26 protein-coding genes, 1 riboswitch and 1 other annotated feature are annotated in these 18,081 nt (G+C 47.6%); of the genes, 12 read left to right on the top strand and 14 right to left on the bottom strand.

Going from position 1 to position 18,081, the window contains the following annotated elements:
- A partial coding sequence (locus ON064_RS11250) for a hypothetical protein (protein ID WP_274624839.1) occupies nt 1–447 on the top strand: 447 nt, incomplete at its 5' end.
- On the opposite strand, the gene ON064_RS11245 is transcribed toward ON064_RS11250, so the two are convergent.
- On the bottom strand, nt 431–1,261 hold the full coding sequence (locus ON064_RS11245) for a DUF4037 domain-containing protein (RefSeq protein WP_274624838.1): 831 nt from the start codon (nt 1,259–1,261) through the stop codon (nt 431–433). The genes ON064_RS11250 and ON064_RS11245 overlap by 17 nt on opposite strands.
- A 157-nt stretch (nt 1,262–1,418) precedes the next feature.
- Nucleotides 1,419–3,542 carry a heavy metal translocating P-type ATPase gene (locus ON064_RS11240; protein ID WP_407951611.1) on the bottom strand — a complete coding sequence of 708 codons (2,124 nt, stop codon included), beginning with the start codon at nt 3,540–3,542 and terminating at the stop codon, nt 1,419–1,421.
- Between the two features lie 212 nt (nt 3,543–3,754).
- Here ON064_RS11240 and ON064_RS11235 point away from each other — a divergent pair, with 212 nt between their 5' ends.
- Entirely contained in the window at nt 3,755–4,087 is a 333-nt protein-coding gene (locus ON064_RS11235) for a four-helix bundle copper-binding protein (RefSeq protein ID WP_121298197.1), read from the top strand.
- Between the two features lie 48 nt (nt 4,088–4,135).
- Here ON064_RS11235 and ON064_RS11230 read toward each other — a convergent pair whose 3' ends face one another.
- Both ON064_RS11230 and ON064_RS11225 read right to left on the bottom strand, forming a co-directional pair.
- Entirely contained in the window at nt 4,136–4,813 is a 678-nt protein-coding gene (locus tag ON064_RS11230; protein ID WP_121298198.1) for a response regulator transcription factor, read from the bottom strand.
- Nucleotides 4,788–6,194, bottom strand: coding sequence for a sensor histidine kinase (locus ON064_RS11225; RefSeq protein ID WP_274624837.1), 1,407 nt, complete (start codon nt 6,192–6,194; stop codon nt 4,788–4,790). Before ON064_RS11225 ends, ON064_RS11230 begins: the two co-directional genes overlap by 26 nt.
- 334 nt (nt 6,195–6,528) lie before the next feature.
- Here ON064_RS11225 and ON064_RS11220 point away from each other — a divergent pair, with 334 nt between their 5' ends.
- Together ON064_RS11220 and ON064_RS11215 are read left to right on the top strand one after the other, a co-directional pair.
- Nucleotides 6,529–7,161, top strand: a complete 633-nt coding sequence (locus ON064_RS11220) for a YdhK family protein (RefSeq protein WP_274624836.1) — start codon at nt 6,529–6,531, stop codon at nt 7,159–7,161.
- A gap of 35 nt (nt 7,162–7,196) precedes the next feature.
- On the top strand, nt 7,197–7,649 hold the full coding sequence (locus ON064_RS11215; RefSeq protein WP_274624835.1) for a DUF305 domain-containing protein: 453 nt from the start codon (nt 7,197–7,199) through the stop codon (nt 7,647–7,649).
- A 249-nt stretch (nt 7,650–7,898) separates the two neighbouring features.
- On the opposite strand, the gene ON064_RS11210 is transcribed toward ON064_RS11215, so the two are convergent.
- The 3 genes from ON064_RS11210 to ON064_RS11200 all read right to left on the bottom strand — a co-directional run bounded on the left by ON064_RS11210 (nt 7,899) and on the right by ON064_RS11200 (nt 10,180).
- Complete coding sequence (locus tag ON064_RS11210; protein ID WP_274624834.1) at nt 7,899–8,216, bottom strand: YobA family protein; 318 nt, start codon at nt 8,214–8,216, stop codon at nt 7,899–7,901.
- 81 nt (nt 8,217–8,297) lie between these two features.
- Nucleotides 8,298–9,500, bottom strand: coding sequence for an MFS transporter (locus ON064_RS11205; RefSeq protein ID WP_274624833.1), 1,203 nt, complete (start codon nt 9,498–9,500; stop codon nt 8,298–8,300).
- A gap of 63 nt (nt 9,501–9,563) precedes the next feature.
- Nucleotides 9,564–9,807, bottom strand: a binding site (T-box leader).
- A 73-nt stretch (nt 9,808–9,880) separates the two neighbouring features.
- A complete protein-coding gene (locus ON064_RS11200; RefSeq protein WP_274624832.1) occupies nt 9,881–10,180 on the bottom strand; it encodes a hypothetical protein in 300 nt (99 codons plus the stop codon).
- A 336-nt stretch (nt 10,181–10,516) separates the two neighbouring features.
- On the opposite strand from ON064_RS11200, the gene ON064_RS11195 reads away from it, so the two are divergent.
- Both ON064_RS11195 and ON064_RS11190 read left to right on the top strand, forming a co-directional pair.
- Nucleotides 10,517–10,732 (top strand): DUF6366 family protein, encoded by a 216-nt coding sequence (locus tag ON064_RS11195; RefSeq protein ID WP_274624831.1) that lies wholly within the window; start codon nt 10,517–10,519, stop codon nt 10,730–10,732.
- Nucleotides 10,733–10,763: 31 nt separating this feature from the next.
- Nucleotides 10,764–11,249: a hypothetical protein gene (locus ON064_RS11190; RefSeq protein WP_274624830.1), complete on the top strand. Its 486-nt coding sequence runs from the start codon at nt 10,764–10,766 to the stop codon at nt 11,247–11,249.
- Nucleotides 11,250–11,394: 145 nt separating this feature from the next.
- Here ON064_RS11190 and ON064_RS11185 read toward each other — a convergent pair whose 3' ends face one another.
- Nucleotides 11,395–12,039, bottom strand: coding sequence for a hypothetical protein (locus tag ON064_RS11185; RefSeq protein ID WP_274624829.1), 645 nt, complete (start codon nt 12,037–12,039; stop codon nt 11,395–11,397).
- A 110-nt stretch (nt 12,040–12,149) separates the two neighbouring features.
- Here ON064_RS11185 and ON064_RS11180 point away from each other — a divergent pair, with 110 nt between their 5' ends.
- Nucleotides 12,150–12,278 carry a hypothetical protein gene (locus ON064_RS11180; protein ID WP_274624828.1) on the top strand — a complete coding sequence of 43 codons (129 nt, stop codon included), beginning with the start codon at nt 12,150–12,152 and terminating at the stop codon, nt 12,276–12,278.
- A 129-nt stretch (nt 12,279–12,407) separates the two neighbouring features.
- Here ON064_RS11180 and ON064_RS11175 read toward each other — a convergent pair whose 3' ends face one another.
- From ON064_RS11175 to ON064_RS11155, 5 genes are all read right to left on the bottom strand, one after another.
- Nucleotides 12,408–12,791 (bottom strand): hypothetical protein, encoded by a 384-nt coding sequence (locus ON064_RS11175; protein WP_274624827.1) that lies wholly within the window; start codon nt 12,789–12,791, stop codon nt 12,408–12,410.
- Between the two features lie 24 nt (nt 12,792–12,815).
- Nucleotides 12,816–13,007 (bottom strand): hypothetical protein, encoded by a 192-nt coding sequence (locus ON064_RS11170; protein WP_274624826.1) that lies wholly within the window; start codon nt 13,005–13,007, stop codon nt 12,816–12,818.
- Nucleotides 13,008–13,033: 26 nt separating this feature from the next.
- Nucleotides 13,034–13,435 carry an NUDIX domain-containing protein gene (locus ON064_RS11165; RefSeq protein WP_407951610.1) on the bottom strand — a complete coding sequence of 134 codons (402 nt, stop codon included), beginning with the start codon at nt 13,433–13,435 and terminating at the stop codon, nt 13,034–13,036.
- A 76-nt stretch (nt 13,436–13,511) separates the two neighbouring features.
- Nucleotides 13,512–14,099, bottom strand: coding sequence for a restriction endonuclease (locus ON064_RS11160; protein ID WP_274624825.1), 588 nt, complete (start codon nt 14,097–14,099; stop codon nt 13,512–13,514).
- Between the two features lie 133 nt (nt 14,100–14,232).
- Nucleotides 14,233–14,850 carry a YczE/YyaS/YitT family protein gene (locus ON064_RS11155; RefSeq protein WP_274624824.1) on the bottom strand — a complete coding sequence of 206 codons (618 nt, stop codon included), beginning with the start codon at nt 14,848–14,850 and terminating at the stop codon, nt 14,233–14,235.
- Between the two features lie 98 nt (nt 14,851–14,948).
- Here ON064_RS11155 and ON064_RS11150 point away from each other — a divergent pair, with 98 nt between their 5' ends.
- Genes ON064_RS11150 through ON064_RS11140 form a run of 3 tightly spaced genes read left to right on the top strand, consistent with a single transcriptional unit; the run spans nt 14,949 to nt 16,568 of the window.
- On the top strand, nt 14,949–15,401 hold the full coding sequence (locus ON064_RS11150) for a MarR family winged helix-turn-helix transcriptional regulator (RefSeq protein WP_274624823.1): 453 nt from the start codon (nt 14,949–14,951) through the stop codon (nt 15,399–15,401).
- Between the two features lie 21 nt (nt 15,402–15,422).
- Nucleotides 15,423–15,935 (top strand): spermidine/spermine N(1)-acetyltransferase, encoded by a 513-nt coding sequence (paiA, locus tag ON064_RS11145; protein ID WP_274624822.1) that lies wholly within the window; start codon nt 15,423–15,425, stop codon nt 15,933–15,935.
- A gap of 18 nt (nt 15,936–15,953) precedes the next feature.
- On the top strand, nt 15,954–16,568 hold the full coding sequence (locus ON064_RS11140; protein ID WP_274624821.1) for an FMN-binding negative transcriptional regulator: 615 nt from the start codon (nt 15,954–15,956) through the stop codon (nt 16,566–16,568).
- Nucleotides 16,569–16,634: 66 nt separating this feature from the next.
- Nucleotides 16,635–16,730: riboswitch (guanidine-I (ykkC/yxkD leader) on the top strand.
- A 171-nt stretch (nt 16,731–16,901) separates the two neighbouring features.
- On the opposite strand, the gene ON064_RS11135 is transcribed toward ON064_RS11140, so the two are convergent.
- Complete coding sequence (locus ON064_RS11135; protein WP_274624820.1) at nt 16,902–17,045, bottom strand: hypothetical protein; 144 nt, start codon at nt 17,043–17,045, stop codon at nt 16,902–16,904.
- Between the two features lie 202 nt (nt 17,046–17,247).
- Here ON064_RS11135 and ON064_RS11130 point away from each other — a divergent pair, with 202 nt between their 5' ends.
- Both ON064_RS11130 and ON064_RS11125 read left to right on the top strand, forming a co-directional pair.
- Nucleotides 17,248–17,589, top strand: a complete 342-nt coding sequence (locus ON064_RS11130; protein WP_274624819.1) for a DMT family transporter — start codon at nt 17,248–17,250, stop codon at nt 17,587–17,589.
- Nucleotides 17,589–17,903 (top strand): DMT family transporter, encoded by a 315-nt coding sequence (locus tag ON064_RS11125; protein ID WP_274624818.1) that lies wholly within the window; start codon nt 17,589–17,591, stop codon nt 17,901–17,903. Before ON064_RS11130 ends, ON064_RS11125 begins: the two co-directional genes overlap by 1 nt.
- The last annotated feature ends 178 nt before the right edge of the window (nt 17,904–18,081 follow it).

The following is an 18,081-nucleotide window of genomic DNA, read 5'->3' as shown; positions in this document are numbered from 1 at the left end:
TTAAGTTTGATTGCATTGACGTTTTTGCCGGTCATTGGCAAAAAACTATACAACGACGATGCACTATTCCGAAAAGGCAAAGCAGCGCTCTATACTTCCCTATTTTTGACCGCTATGGGATTACTTTCAACGATAGGCTCGATCATCAAGGGGAACGGAATGGATTTCGCAGCATTGTGGCTTTCTGTTTTTTTGTTTCTGATTTTACTGTTTGGGTCCGCAGTCTACGGAATTCCCGTTTCATCATTTTCTGATTTGGCGACTTCCAAGGTGGAGGAGTATCGCTTCCCACTCGCTTTTCTGATCCATTTAGGGTTCGGCTTATTGTCTTATCTATTTCTCGGCCCGCTTATGTATTTCGCAGTAATCGTAGCTGTGGTGTTTTTCCTCTTTGATGAGCTATTGCGAAAAAGGGAAATCACGCGTTCGTTCAAATCTTTGGCCTGACAAACGACGCTTTGCGAGTTGCTTCAGAAAGGTCGATATGTGGGAGTTCTTGACGGATCAGCCCAAAAGTTTCTCCAATGAGCGCTTCCAGTTCTTTCATGGCGTCAGACGGCTCTTGAAAAAACACAGACTCCAAACGGGCGGCGCAATTCTTTGGTTTGATGTCCATTAACGCGAGCGAGTTGCGCTGCCATTTGAATGCCGGATGAGGAATGAATTGGCGATTCAAACCGAATAGCAGGCCCATAATATTCGTTTGGACGGAAACGACCACTTTGTAGAACATGAGCCAATCCTTCCGGTGAACGAGTGCTTCCCGGTTGTTCCAACGGCTTCCGAAATCGCTATAATAATTAATCACCGCTTCTTGCAATTCAAGCGGATAATGCTCGACTTGTTTTTTCAGCTGCTCAATCGCCACTTCCCCATAGAGTGCAATACCGTGTTGGAAGGCTGCGGCAATGCATTGCTTGTCCGGATCGACGTCGAGTTCTCGGGTCACTTGATGGATGGTTTGGCGAATCGTCTCGGTTAGGAAACTGCTGATTTCGAATTTCACGCCGTCCACTGTGTAGGTTTCCGCCCATTCCTCCTCTTCATATGGATGAAACTCCAATAATTGGCCTTGAAGTTGAGTGATGATTTGTGTGCGTGCTTCGTCCAATGGTGCTTGTTTCCAAAAAATGAGCAATTCAATATCCGAGAATTCGTCTTGCCAATTCCGGGACACCGATCCCGCCAGCATGATCGCTTCTATATTAGGGATTTGCGCGTACTGTTCAGCAGCTCGCACCGCTAGTTTTTTCAGTTCCATTCCATCTCTCCGTTCGTTTCAACTTTGACAATCGGCCAAGCTTATTAGCTTTACTATATATTTTTCTTTGTGTATTTCCTATTCCTATTACATATCAAACAGAAACAGAGCGTCCACTCATATTGAATGGACGCTCTGTTTTGTATGGTGATTCATTTTAAGCTTTCAATAATTTCGCATTAATTGCGACGATGACTGTGCTCAAGCTCATGAACACCGCGCCGACTGCTGGGCTGATGATGATGCCCCACGGCGCCAGGACGCCGGCTGCGAGCGGGATGGCGAAAATATTATAGCCGGTCGCCCACCACAAGTTCTGGACCATTTTGCGGTAGGTCTTTTTCGACAGATCGATGAGCGCGACGACATCGTTCGGGTTGCTTTTGACGAGGACGACGTCTGCCGTTTCCATCGCGACGTCCGTTCCAGCGCCGATTGCGATGCCGAGGTCGGCGGTCGCGAGTGCCGGGGCATCGTTTACGCCGTCTCCGGTCATGGCGACGCGCCAGCCTTTGTCTTTGATTTTCTTGATTTGGTTCGCTTTGTCATCCGGCAGCACTTCGGCGTATACTTCCTCGATGCCGAGCTGCGCGGCGACCCAGTTGGCGACTTTTTGGTTATCACCTGTCAGCATGATCGAGTGGATGCCTTTTTCCTTCAAAGCCGCGACCGCTTGTTTCGCCGTGTCACGCACCATGTCGGCAAGCGCAATCATGCCGGCAAGTTTGTCATCAGCCAGAACGAAGACGACCGTTTTCCCTTCTTCCGACAACGCGTTAAAGACTTGTTCATCATATGGCACATTTTCGCCTTTGATATAACCAGGGCTGACGGCGTTGACTTTCATGCCGTCAACTTGGCCTTGTATGCCTTTACCGGTGATTGATTCGAAATCGGTGACTTTGCCGATCTTTAAGTTCCGCTCTTTTGCCGATTGGACGATTCCCGTCGCAATCGGGTGTTCCGAGTTCTGTTCAATCGCTGCGGCGAGCTGCAACACTTGTTCTTCGCTGTAACCATCACTTGCGATGATGTCGGTGACTCCAAACTCGCCCTTAGTCAGGGTTCCTGTTTTATCAAAGACGACGGCGTTCAAATTGCGTGCGCCTTCGAAATCCGCACGGTTACGGATCAATAAGCCTTGCTTCGCTGAAATCGAGGTCGATACCGCGACGACGAGCGGCGCTGCAAGACCGAGCGCGTGCGGGCAAGTAATGACCATGACCGTCACCATGCGTTCGATGGCAATATCAAAGGAGTAGCCGAGTGCAAGCCAGGCGAATAATGTGGCAAATCCGGCAGCAAGCGCCAGATAAAACAGCCATTTCGCGGCACGGTTCGTCAAATCCTGTGTTCTCGATTTGGATTCCTGGGCTTCTTTGACCATCGTGATGACTTGGGACAGATAGGAATCTTCTCCGGTTTTCTCGACTTCCACGACGAGCGAGCCTTCTTTATTGACCGAACCGCCGATGACCGCGTCGCCGTCTTGTTTTTCAATCGGGATCGATTCCCCTGTCAGCATGGATTCATCGACCGCGGAATGGCCATCGACGATGACGCCGTCGACCGGGATTTTCTCGCCCGGCTTGACCAATACCCAATCCTTGTTGCGGATTTCGGACAAAGGCACATCTTCAACTTGTTTATCGTCATTCAAACGATGCGCTTCATTGGGCATCAATTTGACGAGCTGTTCGAGCGCGTTCGACGCCCCCATGATGGAGCGCATTTCAATCCAATGCCCAAGCAGCATGATGACGACCAATGTCGCGAGCTCCCAGTACAGCTGATTGCCGTCCCAGCCAAACACGACGACGGTGCTATAGCTGTAGGCGATGGTGATCGCGAGCGCAATCAAGGTCATCATGCCTGGCGCTTTATCTTTCAGTTCAGCGATGCCGCCCACAAGAAACGGCCAGCCGCCATAGAAAAAGACAATTGTCGACAAGGCGAACAACACATACATATCGTTGTCAAAGCGCCAATCGACGCCCATGAAATGCTGGATCATCGGTGAGATCGCGAGAATCGGGAGTGTCAGGATCAGCGAGATGAAAAAGCGCTTTTTGAAATCCTCCACCATGTCTTCATGTCCCTCGTGACCGTGATGGCCGTGTCCGCCTCCATGTCCATGATCTTCAGGCTCATGCCCGTCGTGCGCATGTTCTGTATGGGCATGTTCTTCCTGGACGGTCGAATTGTCTTCATGCATGCCGTGATGGCTTGTACCTGGTGAATGATCGTCTGCATGCGGTTTCGTTTCGTCATGTTTTGCCATGTGCTTTCACCTCTCGGATCGTTTTTCGGTTCTCTTGACTATATTATAAGCGTCAATTATCGAGAAATTATCGAGAATAGCCAATCGCGCTTTTTTGGAATTTGTGCAGTTTCTATGGAATTTCTATCGAGTTCGGAACATTCCGTTTACTTCCAGTTCCAGCGGGAAATTTCCTTACTGACAAGTTAAATCCAATAAGGAGGTTTTTTGGAATGGCTCACGAACAACATCAACAATTGCTTGAAACGCTGCACGACTGTATGGCGGCGTGCAACCACTGCTTCGACGCTTGCCTGAAGGAAGACGATGTCAAGATGATGGCGGAATGCATCCGCTTGGACCGGGAATGTGCAGACATGTGCGCATACTTGGCCCAGGCGATTACACGAAATTCGCCTTTCGTCCCACAGCTTGCAAAAGTGTGTGCGGAGATCTGCCAAACTTGCGGCGACGAATGCCAGAAACACGCCGATATGCACGACCATTGCAAGAAATGCGCGGAAGCTTGCCACAACTGCGCAGAGGCTTGCCGTTCAATCGCATAAGACAAATAGAGCCAGCTGGAATGTTTTCCGGCTGGCCCTTTTGTGCATTTATTCGGCTTCGTTCAACCATTTATAGCCGACTCCCCACACGGTCAGGAAATGCTTATCGACCGGAAAACCGGATTGGCGGATTTTCTCCCGGACGTTGCGGACGTGCGAATCGATCGTGCGCCCTTCCGTTTCCGAGTCATAGCCCCAAATGAGCAAAATCAATTGGTCGCGCGAAAACACTTTGCCGGGGTTTTTCAGCAATTGCCCGACCATGAAGAATTCTTTCGGCGTCAGTTTGATCGGCGTGCCCCGGTAGCTCAGCTCGAAGCGTTCTTCGTCCCATTTCAAGCCATCCACTTCGATGATGTTTTTTGGCGCTTGCCGCCTGAGCAGTGCTTCGATGCGGGCGAGCAGTTCTTCTTCATTGAAGGGTTTGGTGATGTAATCATCAGCGCCGAGTTTGAGCCCTTTGACGATGTCTTCCTGCTGTTCGCGCGCCGTCAGCATGATGATCGGCACATCGGAAAAGCTGCGGATTTTTACACACAGCTCAAAACCGCTCATCTCGGGCATCATGATATCCAGCAAAACGATGTCGAACGCCTGCGTTTCCAAGTGACGCAGTGCTTCCCTCGGCCCTTGCGCTTTTATGCATTGATAATGGTGAGGGGTTAAGTACAAGGCCAGCAAATCAAGCATGCGCTGTTCATCATCGATCAATAGGATTTTTTTCATTTTCCTCACCTCGTTTCAATGTGATAGTGACAGCCGTCCCTACACCACGTTCGCTGTCGATGTCGATGCGGCCGCCGTGCGATTCGACCAGTTCCTTGGCGATTGCGAGCCCCAGCCCGCTGCCGCCGTACTGCCTCGACCTGGATTTGTCGACGCGGTACAGGCGGTCAAAGACGAATGGCAAATCTTCTTTCGGAATGCCTTCGCCCGTGTCGGTCACGGTGATGGTGATCGATTTGTCGTCTTGTCGCCCTTGCAAGGTGACTTGGCTTCCGGCTTCGGAATGCTTGCGCGCGTTGTCGAGAATATTGAGCAAGACTTGCTGGAAGCGCGCCGGGTCGATCCGGGCGGTAATTTCCGGATCGCATTCGACTGAAATGGTGATGTTCTTGTCATTGAATGCCGGGCGCACGAGCGCGGCGACCGAATGGCATAGTGCATCGAGCGGCACTTGCTCTTTCTGGATTGAAAATTGGTTATGGTCGAGTTGTGCGAGTTCGAATAATTGCTTGATGAGTGTCGTCAAATGGGCCGTTTCTTCCCGGATGATCGCAAGGTATTCTTCCCGCTCTTGTTCAGTCAGCCCCGGGCGGCTCGCGATGTCAGCGTAGCCTTTCATATAGGTGAGCGGCGTACGTAGTTCATGGGAGATGCTCGCAAGAAAATCGTTGCGTTCCTGCTTCAGCCGGTCCAGGTCATCGGAGAGCCGGGTGATGGCATTGGCCAGCTCTCCCAGTTCGTCGTTGCGTTCGATGTGGAGCGCCACTTCGCCTTGGCCTTTGCCGAGCTGCTCGGTCGCTTCTTTCATGCGGATGAGCGGCAAGGTGATAAAGCGCGACAACAGGAAAATCGTCATGACCGTCAGCAACACCGAGATCAATCCGCCGAGAATGAATTGATTTCTCATGCGCCCGACCATTTCCTTGATGTGATTCGTTTCGGCGAACATGAAGACATGCCCCCGGTGCTCTCCGCCGATCGTAATCGGACTGTCGGTCGCGATAAAGCGTTCATCCCGCCAATTATCCTCGAGGATTTCGCCTTGTTCCGGGACCTGTTCGATATCGGTATGGCTGAGAACGTCGAGCATTTCCGGTTCAATCCGATCGGAATGAGTCAGTTCATTGCCGGTTTCATCCGTGATGATGACGACGAAATCCGAAGACGATTCCATCATCGCGACATGGGACAATGTCGTTTCATTGAAACTGTCCTCGAGCACTTCGCTATGGGTATTGCCCCGCGCGAGTAAGTTCGACATCACTTCATCGACGCGTTCATTGACGTAGGTGATATAGAGCGTCGAAAACAAGAACAATTCGATGCTGACGATGAAGACGAAAAATAATAGGCCGATTTTTAATGCCAGTTTGTTTAACATAAACTCCCTCTTTCAGCGTATCAGCCTGAATCTCATCAGGCTTGCGCTTTCATGTTGTGCTTAACTTCGAGCTTCGCGTTTCTTTGTCCTGCCCTCGGTAAAGACAAAGCCGTTTCTACTATTCAGTGTACCGGATAAGTTTCAAGTTTTTGTGCATATTCGGTAAAAGCTGCTTGCTTCTGTCATTGAAAACTTAATTAATGTGCAGAAAGATAAATTGTCACGTTTCCTGCACACATTATGCAGAACTTCGGGGTAGCTTAACCATATAGGGCGTTATTCACTATTTGTTTGACAGTAAATACGCATACAACTAAGAAAAGAGGGGTAGAAGATGGTTAAAGATAAAATGATGATGGGTGCGCTGTCGATTGTGGCTGCTTTGGCGCTATCGGCTTGCAACGCAGATCCGTCGCCTTCCGACGCACCGGTGGATATGGACGAGCAGATGGATGATCACATGGGAGAGAACTCCAATGACATGAACGACCAAATGGATGAGAATATGGACGGCGATGACGGCCATATGATGAACCATTCCGGCTCCGGCGAAGTTCCGGATGATTTACAGGAAGCGCAAGATCCTAAGTACGCTGTCGGGACGCAAGCGATCATCACGACAGATCATATGAGTGGAATGAAAGACGCTGAGGCGACCATTGTCGGGGCTTATGACACTACGGTCTATGCGGTAAGCTACACGCCTCAGGGCGGTGGTGATCCGGTTGAGAACCATAAATGGGTCATTCACGAAGAATTAGAGAACGCCGGAGATGCCCCTTTCCAAGAAGGCGATGAAGTCGTGCTGAATGCTGACCATATGCAAGGCATGGACGGCGTGACAGCGACGGTTGACTCTGCAGAACAGATGACCGTCTATATGATTGACTTCAATGCGACTGACAGCGGAGAGAAAGTGACCAACCACAAATGGGTCACAGAAGATGAATTAGCGCCTGTGGAGTAAAACCCAACAAAAAAATCATAAAGGAGAGAGAGATGATGAACAAATACTTAAAATTCGGGATCATGATCGGAACTTCTACTTTCATTATGTATTGGCTGATGTATTTGAATGTGTTCCAGCTCGACCATATTTTCTACAGTGAAACGCGTTTGTATATGGCGCTCATCATGGGCTCTGTCATGGCGATCGTCATGATGCTGTTCATGTGGCCGATGTACAAGAACAAGAAAGCGAATGCCGGAATCCTTGCCGGCAGCGCGCTGATTTTCGCCTTATCGCTTTATCTCGTGCGCAGCCAAGTGCTCATTGAAGATACTGGCTGGATGAAAGCGATGATCCCCCACCACTCGATCGCGATTTTGACGAGTGAACGCGCGAAAATTTCGGACCCTCGCGTGAGGCAGCTGGCGGATGAAATTATTGAAGCCCAGCGCAGGGAAATTGATGAGATGAAGCAATTGATCGAGGACTTGGAGAATGAAGAATAAACACTTAATGCCACAGAAGAAAGACTTGCCGGATTTTCGTAACCCGTTCAGTTGAGAGACGCAAAATAGTTAATTGACACAAAAATTCACAACAATTTCAGCATCAAATATACACCATTTTACAACATATAAAAGCACCCCATTTCGCAAGGGTTTCAAAACCTTTTTGCGATTCGGGGTGCTTTTTTCTTCACATTTTCTTGCCTCGATCGGCTTGAATTGAAAATTCACTTCTTATAATATTAGCAGTTATTTACTAATGATCTCTATATAATCTGCTTTTCCTTGTGCTGGAAAAGACTCAGCTACTGTTCCCCCTACCCAAACTCTCACTTTTTGTCCTTTTCTGAACTGAAAAAAATTATACTTGCTAACCCAAATCGCTTCTACATTAACAAGATTTAAAGCTTCTTTTTCATTAATATTTTTAGATTGTTCTTCAGTTATACCGTTAATGACCAAGATTCTATTAAAATCCGCTTCTACAACATAACCCTCAATATAAGGTTCGCTTTTAGGAGGGTTATTATCAAAGAAGAAAAAAAAAAAATATAAGTAGTATCCCACCAATTAGAATAATTAACTTTTTCATATTTTACTTCTTCCTTTCTTTTTTAAGTGGACGGCCTTTCGCTTTCTCATGCAACTTCAGCCACCCTGCTTTCTTTGGATTGTTTGAAACTCACTGCCAACAACAGCACCGAGATCCCGAACATGACGGCGGTCGAAGCGATGACCACCGCACGCCACACCGATGACCGCTGTCATAATGATGATCAGCGGCGCTTCCAGAAGACTGTAAACGCTGATCGTCCTGCCCATGACATCGACAGGGATATTCTTTTGCGTGAAGGTATGGAAACCGGTATTGGCGAAGGCGAGCGCGAACGCCAAGATGAAAAACCCGGTCGCCGCCCCGAAGAACGAGTTCGAGAATGCGTAGACGAGATAGCCGAGCGACACCATCACCGATCCGCCGCCGATCAATGCAGCGACCGTCAACCTTTTCGTGAACACGGTATTCATGATGGCACCGAAAATGATGCCAGCTCCCGCGATACTCACGAGAAATCCGTACTCGCCGTCTGTCAGGCCGAGCACTCGTTTCGAGAAGCTCGCTTCCTGCGAATCGATGGCGGTGGCCATGACCATCATGCAGCTGAACAGAAAGAAGACCGTCATGACAAGAACGTGGTGTTTGCTGAAGGCGATGACGATTCTCCAGTCGGCGCGGATTATTTCCCAGGACATACGCGCTGGAATTACCGCAGCGGTTGCTTTTTCTTCGAGCTTCGGCATGGTACTCAAGATAAGCGCGGAGATGATGAGCGCAATTGCATTCAAATAAATGGCGGTCACCGGCGTGCCCATCATGAACAAAATACCAGCGACAGCCGGGCCGATGAGAAAGGCGCCCGAGTCGATGAGGCTGCGGAATGCGTTGAAACGCTGGCTGTTTTTTTCCGGAATCAGTTTGGTGATATAGCTCATCGACGCTGGTTCAAATATCGAGCCCGCCATATTGATCAACAGGACGAACGCGTAAATGAGCCATAAAGACGAAGCGAAAGGCAAGCACGCGATAAGCACGGCACGCAGCGCATCGAGCGTGATCATCAAATTGCGCTGGTTCGTCCGGTCGATGACGCTGCCTGACCAAAAGTTGGTCAATAGTGTCGCAGCAGGCTTGACGATATAAAGCCCCGCGACTGCAAGCGCCGACCCGGTCATGTCGAGCACAATCAAGTTCAAGGCGATCAAATAGACCCACGCCCCGAAGTTTGCGATGCCGATTCCTGTCAGTAATACAGCCGGCTCCCGCCACTCTTTGTCTTTCCATATCCCTTTCATCTCCGCCACCACTTCCCGTTAATTTTTGGGCGAATAAAAAAATCCCGCCCCCAAGACAATTGTCTTGGGGACGAGATTCCGGTCGTGGTGCCACCCCTGTTCGCCCATATGTCGCCATATGGGCCTCATTCGGTACATTCGATCTATACCTGAGCTCTATAACGGGAGCTCCCGCCGCATCATCCCCGCCTGGTTCCGATGCGGTGCTCAGAGGCTTGCTTCACTAACATCCTTTTGCCCCGTTCCACCACCCCGGAGCTCTCTAGAAAAAGGAATTGCCAGCTACTGTTCTCTTCATCGCACTGATTTTAGATTTTTACTAGATTACCATGCGCCCGGAGGATTGGTATATAACAAGTTTCTGCCCGTTTCATTAATATTCATTCAACCGTGACCCTGGAAGCAAGAAAATAAGGAATATCCGGTGTCGTATCGAATGGCGTGACTTTGACGCGATCGCCTTCTTCGAGCTCCTCGAACGAGCTTGCGGCGCCGATGAACTCCGTATGGTCGGTCAGGAAAATCTCTTGGATGGGGTCTTGCCGTGCATCGTCGGTTTGGACGTCCAGCATAAAACTCGCCTCCGTCTTTTCCGCCACGGTGCCGTGTAAACTTCCGCAACCTGTCAATAAAATCGATGAAATGATAAATAAGCCAAGCCGCTTTTTAATCGTTCCCACTCCCATCCCCGAAACATTTATACATTTTTCACCCTTTGAAGCCATCTATCGTTTTCTTGATCGCTTTAATTACGAAATACACCAACGCAATGGTGATAATCAGCATTACGAGCATGGAACCCGGTCCCATAAGTAGCCCCCTTTAATTCATTGCAATTAATATGGATTTTATGGAAAATATTGATAAATAAATGGTATCATACATATTTGTGGCAAGACATAGTTAATCTTAAGTAAATAAGGAAAAAGCGACTGGGATTTATGTAACTTTTTGGATCAAAGGTCGTATAGTTCATTAGAGTTATATTCAAAATGATAATTGGAGGAGGACCTAGTATGCCCGACCAAAACAAACCTGAAGACCAGCGCGACCGCCTGCAGCTGAAAGACCAGAAAGAACATGCCGGCAGCAATGTCAATGACTCGACCAACCGTGCACAAAGCGGCATGCCCGATACACGAGGCATGGGATGGAAAGAAATCGGCGGGGTCATTTTGCTGCTGGTGATCTTGTTGATTGCTTATAGTTTGTATCAAGTGTTTTTCGGTTGAGTAGTTGGATTAGCAGAAGGGATTGGAGAAGTTGAATAAGAAGATTTTAATCGTAGTGTTAACGTTGATGGTGTTTGTGGCTTTGGTCGGCGGGATGCTTATTTTCTTAAAGAGCAACCCGCCGCTTGAAATAAATATGCACGCCACTAATGAAAACCAACATTTCGCCGTAGTCGGTTTTGGCAATAAGGGGTGGGGGGATATCCGCGTGACGGATGTGGCAGTGAATGATTATGAAGATCCGCAAGATAGCAAAATTCAAGTAAGCAACGAAGTGCAAGGACTGATTCATACAAACGATTTTCAGTCCGAAGCGGCGCAGCCCTATCGCTTTCTCAATTTCGATGAAGTAACCATCCAAACAGGTACTTCTCCGCCTCACGATGCCGAAAATGCTTCCAAAGACGAAGAGATTTACGGGCTCAATGTGATACATAATGAAGAAATCCGGACCATACATATCCAATACAGCTATTTTGGCATCACCTTATTTGAAGAAGTGGAAATATCTTTCTGAGAAGGAACTATAAAAGCGACGCAACTGTTTGAATCAGCTGCGTCGCTTTTATCTGTTTTATCATTCACTTAAAATTTGCTATGAACCTTATCCGATGAGAACATTCACCTTCTGCCTCGATTTAACGTTTTGTGGCTACTGTTTATCAGCTTGTTCCTAACGGCTTGCTGGCGCTGTTTTCGGATATTTTCTGGAACAAATAATTTTCAGCGCCAACACTGTAGTTCCATCCTTTCATTTTCTTTTTGACCGTCGGCAAGTCTATCTCTTTTCCTTTCGGGCGCTTGAAATACCGATCCAACTGGCCAGTTTCAATTTCGTTTTTATCATTCACGATGCCTATAAAGTCAAAGTCGGCATCGTATCTTGCCAAAGTGGCATCTCCGTGGCTGTCGTTGCATAAAAGAATGCCTCCAGGTTTTAAATATTGCTTGGTTTCCTGGCCGACAAATCCGGCATACTGGGAGATGATCAAATCGACTTGCCCTATTTCAAGTGGCTCGGTATAGTCCTCGCCGATAAAGGAAATCTCACATACCTCCAGATACTCTTTATTTTTCTCTACATAGTTCTTGATGCCTTCCATCTGTTTAAAAAACCTGATGGCTCCCTTGAAATTATCGATATACGTCACGTCAGGAATGACTAGAGACGGGGAAATATCAATAAAAGAACCTGGATAGATCGCGTTTCGAATGCCATACTCCACTGCGACAGCTTTATACAGCGCTTTCCTGTCCCCTGCTTTGTTTATGTACTGTAGATATTCTTCAAGAAACTGATTCTCCATTGTGTAACCCCCTTTTTCTTACGTATGATATGCTTATCTCATTAACAATTAATTGGCAGCAGATTCATTCACAATTCTGCTGAAAAAAAGTATGAGAAGGAGATTATATAATGACTTCTGTATTCCTGACTGGCATTTTCACTTCACTATTCACCTGGATTTTGCCGATTGCCATCATTGTTGCATTGGTAGTGCTATTCAAAAAGGTAAATCGGTTAGAAAAAAAGCTCGATAAGTGAATTGTGTAAGAAGTGTTAATCTGCTGTAGCTTACTTAGAATCCTTTACGTATTGGTTACACGTGGCCGACTTAAAGTTTCAAAAGGATTGGTTACTTTCTATGCTTTTATTACGACCACACGTCGCCGTTTAAGATTCTTCCTCATCCAAATTGAATGTTTCCGATTTCCCATCCCATATGACTTCGACTTTAATTTTCGTGTGCTCTTGAATGATCGCGCAATCCACGCAACTTCCGTTTTGCACCGTCACTTTCCCATCATCTGTTACAGGCATATTTGTCGTTGATTGGCCTCGAATAACCGAATTCATCGAATAACCGATTGTCTCTGGTGCTGTCCCCGCTCCTATATACTCGAGCGTCCCCTCAACTTGCTGGCTGCCGCTTTGCGCCTCAATTACTTTATACGTCATGCTCCAACTCTCACTTTGTCCTGAATAAAAATACTGCTCTTCACCAATACAGCCACTTAATAAAACAGCAAGGAATAAGATTGGGATCAGTTTCTTCATCAGCTTTGCCTCCCTATTCGGTTGCTACTCCTCTTTTTGCTCAATCCGCCAAACGATAAACTTCACAAGCTCAGCGACAAAAAAGAAGCCGAGCACCCAGAGGAATAAGCCGTCCGCTGCCACTTCCGTAAAGATTTTGGCAACTATAAACCCAATGATGACAGCGGCGAGGAATGATAAATGGTAGGCCTTGTTTTCTTCTAAGTATTCTCTCATCCCTTCCACTCCCATTCGCTGCGTATTTATTTCAATATCGGCAAACTCCCTTTATTTACCCAATCCATGATGAAGCGTTCCTGATGCGAATTGATTTGTGGCAGTTCGTCCGGTTTGAAAAAGCGATGCTCATGGCTTTCCGTACCTTCTTGAATCAGCTCTCCTGAAAACTCTTGAGTGTGAAAAATAATTTGCACGCTATAGACCTGATCGCCATTTTGGTATTCGGCATAGCCTTCTGCTCCGGAATACAGGCCGAACAGCTGCAAGTTCTCTGCTTGCAGGCCGGTTTCTTCATAAGTTTCCCGAATGGCTGTCTCGAGAAATGTTTCGCAGGCTCCATAACGCCGCCCGGAATGCCCCAAACATCTCGGTCTTTTCGGTGCTGAAGCAAAATTCGGCCGTCCTTTTCCAGAATGATTCCACATCCAACCGTCATCAATAGATTCGAGCCGATCAGCTCGCGCATGTCTTGAATATAATTCATTGCCATTCCTCCGCTAGTTATAGTTTCTCTTTATTGATGGTATCCCCTTTAATTTTCGAAGTTGTTGCCTTGCTGGTGGCAGTTTCCTTATTCATTTCCAGCATCCATTTCATAAGCACCACACGGTCCACTAATTTCACTCCGTTGGAAGCTGCCAACTTTTTTGCCGGTTCTGTGTAGCCGCTATTAGTAACCACCCAACATTCATCCACTTTGTAATGCAGTTTCGCCGTGGAAACTTCTTGTACGGCTTTCAATCCGACATTCTTTTTCCAGCGTTTCGCTTGAACTGCGATTCTCCGCCCAGCTTTCGACAAAATGAGGTCCGCGCCATAATCTCCGTTGGCCGGTGTCATCTGCACGTGATAGCCTCGCTCTAAAAACAACACGCGGAGATAGTCTTCGAATTCCTTGCCTTTCATTTGATCCACTTGCAGCATGCCAGACCGCTTCAGTTTGCGGTCTTTCAGAATATTGGTGATTAATGCAAGTAAAACTGCCCCTAAACCAAATATAATAAGAAAACCTGTCAATTGCGGTTCCGCAGTGGCGATTCTCCACATTAATTCAAAGCTTAATTCAAATCCACTTAATAACTCCTCCATGAGATAATCCTCCAGTTTTTTAAAAACTTCTTTATGCCTTTAAATATACCAAAAAAATCCATCAATATATTAAAAAGAAGAGAAGAATTTTCAGATTCTTCTCTTCTTTCTCTTGCTATCGATTTTTCATACATTATGGTATCAGCGATCCTTTCCGCAACAGCACATGATCCAAAGTTTTCGCCGTCACGGGCATAATGGCATTCAAGATAAGCCCGCCGAAACATACGGTCAGCACGGTCCCGATGCCGATTGGTCCACCGAAAACAATGGCGAGGACCAGGAATATCAAATAGATGGCGGTTCTGGAGAAGAACAGATTGGTCTTCGCCAGTTCTTTTACGAGAAGCGTCAGGCGATCTACTGGAATCGGCGCGAAATTCGTGTGGAGATAGATTGCTGTGCCAACGCCTACTGCGAAGAGACCCGCTGTAAAGTAGAGAATCTGGCTGGTGACACTAACAGGCGCAATCGCTGTGCTCAATGTATAAAGCCAGAAATCAATGCCGATTCCGACAATGACGGCGGTCATGATGCCAAGGAGTTCCGGTTTTTGCCGGCCGAGCATGGCGTTTCCGACGATCATGATGGCTGCGATGATGATTTCCCAACTCCCCACCGTCAAGCCGACATTGAAGCTCAGGCCGACTAATAAAGCGTCGAACGGCGAGGTGCCGAGGTCTGACAAAATGGTCAGCGCGATTCCGAGTGACAATAACAGTAAGCCCGCGACGTAAAAGAAGTATTTCATTTTTTTCGCTCCCCCTTCTTGCATTGTCCGAATGGTTCTTGTACACTCAATATAATTCATTATTGTTGCATTTGCAACATAAATTAAGGAGTTTTATTATGGCAGAAATCCTGCGTGAAATTGGCATGATTGCCCGTGCCCTTGATTCCATCAGCAATATCGAATTCAAAGAGCTGGAGCTGACAAAAGGGCAGTATCTCTACCTCGTTCGCATCTGCGAAAACCCCGGCATCATCCAGGAGCAATTGCTCGACCTCATCAAAGTCGACCGTTCCACCGCGACACGCGCGCTTCAGAAACTGGAGAGCAACGGCTTTATTGAAAAACGTAATGACCCGGATAATAAGAAAATCAAAAAGATCTACCCGACAGAAAAAGCACGCCAGGCCTATCCCTTCATCATCCGGGAAAACGAGCATTCGAATGCAGTCGCACTCGAGGGCTTTACCGAACAGGAAGCGGCTGAGATCGAGCGCTATTTGCGCCGCATCCGACAGAACATCGAAGTCGATTTCGAATCGGTCAAAAAAGGCCAAAAGCGTGATTACTAATCATTAAAGGAGCGAATCTTCATGGCAAGCCTACGTAAATGCACAGCAAGTGACCTTGAACAACTGCAAGACATCAGCATTCTCACCTATAAGGAAACCTTCGACGAACACAATAGCGAAGAAAACATGAACGCCTATCTTGAAGCAGCCTATAACAAGCCGAAGCTCGAGAAAGAACTCGCTACCCCCGCTTCCCATTTCTATTTCGCGATGGTCGACAAGGAAGTGGCCGGCTACTTGAAAATCAATACAGACGAAGCGCAAACCGAGCCGATGGGTGATCAGGCGCTCGAAGTGGAACGCATCTACATCAAGAAGAAGTTCCAGAAAAACGGTGCCGGGAAAGTATTGATGAACCAGGCGTTCGAGATGGCACATGAACTCGGCAAAGAGAAAATCTGGCTCGGCGTTTGGGAGCATAACGACAACGCTCGTGCGTTCTACGAGAAAAAAGGCTTTGTTGAAACCGGAAGCCATTCGTTTTTCATGGGCGATGACGAGCAGACGGATTTGATTTTGACGAAGACACTTTAATCTGAAAGGCGGTCTACCATGTACATTCCAAAACACTATAAAGTGAATGACCCGGAAGAGATCCGCGAGTTTATCGAAGCCCATTCATTCGGCACGATCATCACCGCTGGAAAAGGCCGACCGCTTGCGACGCATCTACCTTTCCAGCTAAAAAAAGAACAAGACGGATATGTATTGCGCGGCCATTTCGCACGCGGCAACCCTCAGTGGAAAACGATCGAAGAAGCGGATGAAGTATTGGTAACCTTCCAAGGCCCGCATTCCTATGTGACCTCTTCCTGGTACGAGGAAAAAGACATCCCGACGTGGAATTACCAGTCGGCGCATGTGTACGCCACCGGCCGCTTGCTATCGGAAGATGAACTGCGTGAGGATTTGGTAACCTTGCTCGAGAAGCACGAACAGCATCGCGACGAGCCGGTCCTGTGGGACACTCTCCCGACCGAACTGCTCGAAAAAGATATTAAAGGCATTGTGGGATTCAAACTTCACATCACCGATATCCAAGCTGCATTCAAGCTGAGCCAGAACCAAGCGCCCGAAGACTATCAACATGTGATCGACGGGTTGCGGCAAGAACAAGACCCCTTGTCCCATGAAGTGGCGGACGTCATGGACAAAAGGCGTCCGTAATGGGCGAACCCTTTTCGCTTGAAGTTCAGTCCCGTTTCTTATATAAATAAAGTAATTGAATTACTAAAAAAGGTTTTCTAGGGTTCCGCAGCACAGCTGGCCTGGTCCGAGAGAAAACACACAGCACTCGCTGTGACACGGAGGGACAAAAGCCTGGGAGAAACTGTTTTTACAGTTCTCCCGGGCTTTTTATTTTGTAAGCCGCTGCTTTTGTGAGCGTTGTTGAGCATGAACTCGCACGGAATATCGGGACAAATTAAAAAAGAACCCCTGCATGCAGGAAGTTCTCGTTATGGTCCGAGCTTTCGAAAATCCAGCGCCCTGAGGCACAGTTCAGGATGGTCTCTCTAACTCGTTCATTCTTTTTTCAAGTTCTTTAACGCGATTGTTGCTAGTAAGCGCAGTGGTAAAGGCAATAATCGCGAAAGTGAAACCAGACATGCCAAAAATAAAGCCCATAAGCCCAAAGACTTCCATTCAATCCCTCCTCTGTTGACCTTAAGCAAGGCTTTTTAGCTTATTCCTGGACCGGTTGTATCGGAATTCAAAAGAAACAAGCTTTATTCCACGGAATTGTAGACATTCATTGTAACATTTCCAGTGTCTGGTAGATGTCGATTCGTTATAAAAACAGCTTCAATGTTTAAAAATTGAGCAACATGAAATAGGAGGAATTCCAATGAATCTTCAATGGGGAAAAGTATTAATCGCGGCATTGTTTGAAGTGGCGTGGGTGGTTGGATTAAAGCATGCGGATTCGCTCGGCGAATGGCTCATTACGATCGTCGCGATCGCTGTCAGCTTCACGTTACTGATCGATGCGGGAAACAAATTGCCGGTTGGCACCGTATATGCGGTTTTCGTCGGGCTCGGGACGTCCGGGACCGTATTGTCGGAAATTATATTCTTCAATGAACCCATCAATGCCGCAAAACTGGTACTGGTCGGGATTTTACTGCTCGGCGTCATCGGCTTGAAACTCGTGACACCGGATTCTGCACCAGAAAGGAGTGAAGCGTGATGGCATGGATTTCATTAATACTTGCAGGGATTTTTGAAATGGTCGGCGTGGCGATGATCAATAAATGGCATCACGACCGAAAGTGGCAGTCACTTGCGATGCTCATCGGCGGATTTGTCGCGAGCTTCTTATTTTTGTCCGTTGCGATGGAATCATTGCCGATGGGAACGGCGTACGCCATCTGGACCGGCATCGGGGCATCGGGCGGCGCGATCATCGGCATGCTGTTTTATAACGAATCAAAAGATTGGCGGCGCATCTTGTTTATCGCGATGGTTCTCGGGTCTGCCGTCGGGCTGAAGCTCGTTTCTTAATTTAACAATGGCAAAACTCCCCCGCTTCCCCTACTATGGGAATTAGAGATTCTTTGGCAGAAACATCCTTTTCTGCCAATACACCAAGACTTTCATCATCTATTCAAAGGGAGTGGGATGGAATGGATTTCAAGAATGTCACGGTCGCAGGAAGCGGTGTGTTGGGGAGCCAAATCGC

This window comes from Planococcus sp. A6, assembly GCF_028823615.1.
In the GTDB taxonomy this organism is placed as follows: domain Bacteria; phylum Bacillota; class Bacilli; order Bacillales_A; family Planococcaceae; genus Planococcus.
This window is presented reverse-complemented; position numbering and strand designations above follow the sequence as displayed.

Excerpts from the sequence above, each read along its gene's own strand:
- ON064_RS11205 (WP_274624833.1), bottom strand. The coding sequence starts at position 9,500 with ATGAAAGGGATATGGAAAGACAAAGAGTGGCGGGAGCCGGCTGTATTA.
- ON064_RS11155 (WP_274624824.1), bottom strand. The coding sequence starts at position 14,850 with ATGAAATACTTCTTTTACGTCGCGGGCTTACTGTTATTGTCACTCGGA.
- ON064_RS11125 (WP_274624818.1), top strand. The coding sequence starts at position 17,589 with ATGGCATGGATTTCATTAATACTTGCAGGGATTTTTGAAATGGTCGGC.
- ON064_RS11130 (WP_274624819.1), top strand. The coding sequence starts at position 17,248 with ATGAATCTTCAATGGGGAAAAGTATTAATCGCGGCATTGTTTGAAGTG.
- ON064_RS11180 (WP_274624828.1), top strand. The coding sequence starts at position 12,150 with ATGACTTCTGTATTCCTGACTGGCATTTTCACTTCACTATTCACCTGG.
- ON064_RS11240 (WP_407951611.1), bottom strand. The coding sequence starts at position 3,542 with ATGGCAAAACATGACGAAACGAAACCGCATGCAGACGATCATTCACCA.
- ON064_RS11215 (WP_274624835.1), top strand. The coding sequence starts at position 7,197 with ATGAACAAATACTTAAAATTCGGGATCATGATCGGAACTTCTACTTTC.
- ON064_RS11185 (WP_274624829.1), bottom strand. The coding sequence starts at position 12,039 with ATGGAGAATCAGTTTCTTGAAGAATATCTACAGTACATAAACAAAGCA.
- ON064_RS11225 (WP_274624837.1), bottom strand. The coding sequence starts at position 6,194 with ATGTTAAACAAACTGGCATTAAAAATCGGCCTATTATTTTTCGTCTTC.
- ON064_RS11170 (WP_274624826.1), bottom strand. The coding sequence starts at position 13,007 with ATGAGAGAATACTTAGAAGAAAACAAGGCCTACCATTTATCATTCCTC.
- ON064_RS11175 (WP_274624827.1), bottom strand. The coding sequence starts at position 12,791 with ATGAAGAAACTGATCCCAATCTTATTCCTTGCTGTTTTATTAAGTGGC.
- ON064_RS11140 (WP_274624821.1), top strand. The coding sequence starts at position 15,954 with ATGTACATTCCAAAACACTATAAAGTGAATGACCCGGAAGAGATCCGC.
- paiA (WP_274624822.1), top strand. The coding sequence starts at position 15,423 with ATGGCAAGCCTACGTAAATGCACAGCAAGTGACCTTGAACAACTGCAA.
- ON064_RS11165 (WP_407951610.1), bottom strand. The coding sequence starts at position 13,435 with ATGTGGAATCATTCTGGAAAAGGACGGCCGAATTTTGCTTCAGCACCG.
- ON064_RS11135 (WP_274624820.1), bottom strand. The coding sequence starts at position 17,045 with ATGGAAGTCTTTGGGCTTATGGGCTTTATTTTTGGCATGTCTGGTTTC.
- ON064_RS11160 (WP_274624825.1), bottom strand. The coding sequence starts at position 14,099 with ATGGAGGAGTTATTAAGTGGATTTGAATTAAGCTTTGAATTAATGTGG.
- ON064_RS11235 (WP_121298197.1), top strand. The coding sequence starts at position 3,755 with ATGGCTCACGAACAACATCAACAATTGCTTGAAACGCTGCACGACTGT.
- ON064_RS11220 (WP_274624836.1), top strand. The coding sequence starts at position 6,529 with ATGGTTAAAGATAAAATGATGATGGGTGCGCTGTCGATTGTGGCTGCT.
- ON064_RS11150 (WP_274624823.1), top strand. The coding sequence starts at position 14,949 with ATGGCAGAAATCCTGCGTGAAATTGGCATGATTGCCCGTGCCCTTGAT.
- ON064_RS11245 (WP_274624838.1), bottom strand. The coding sequence starts at position 1,261 with ATGGAACTGAAAAAACTAGCGGTGCGAGCTGCTGAACAGTACGCGCAA.
- ON064_RS11230 (WP_121298198.1), bottom strand. The coding sequence starts at position 4,813 with ATGAAAAAAATCCTATTGATCGATGATGAACAGCGCATGCTTGATTTG.
- ON064_RS11195 (WP_274624831.1), top strand. The coding sequence starts at position 10,517 with ATGCCCGACCAAAACAAACCTGAAGACCAGCGCGACCGCCTGCAGCTG.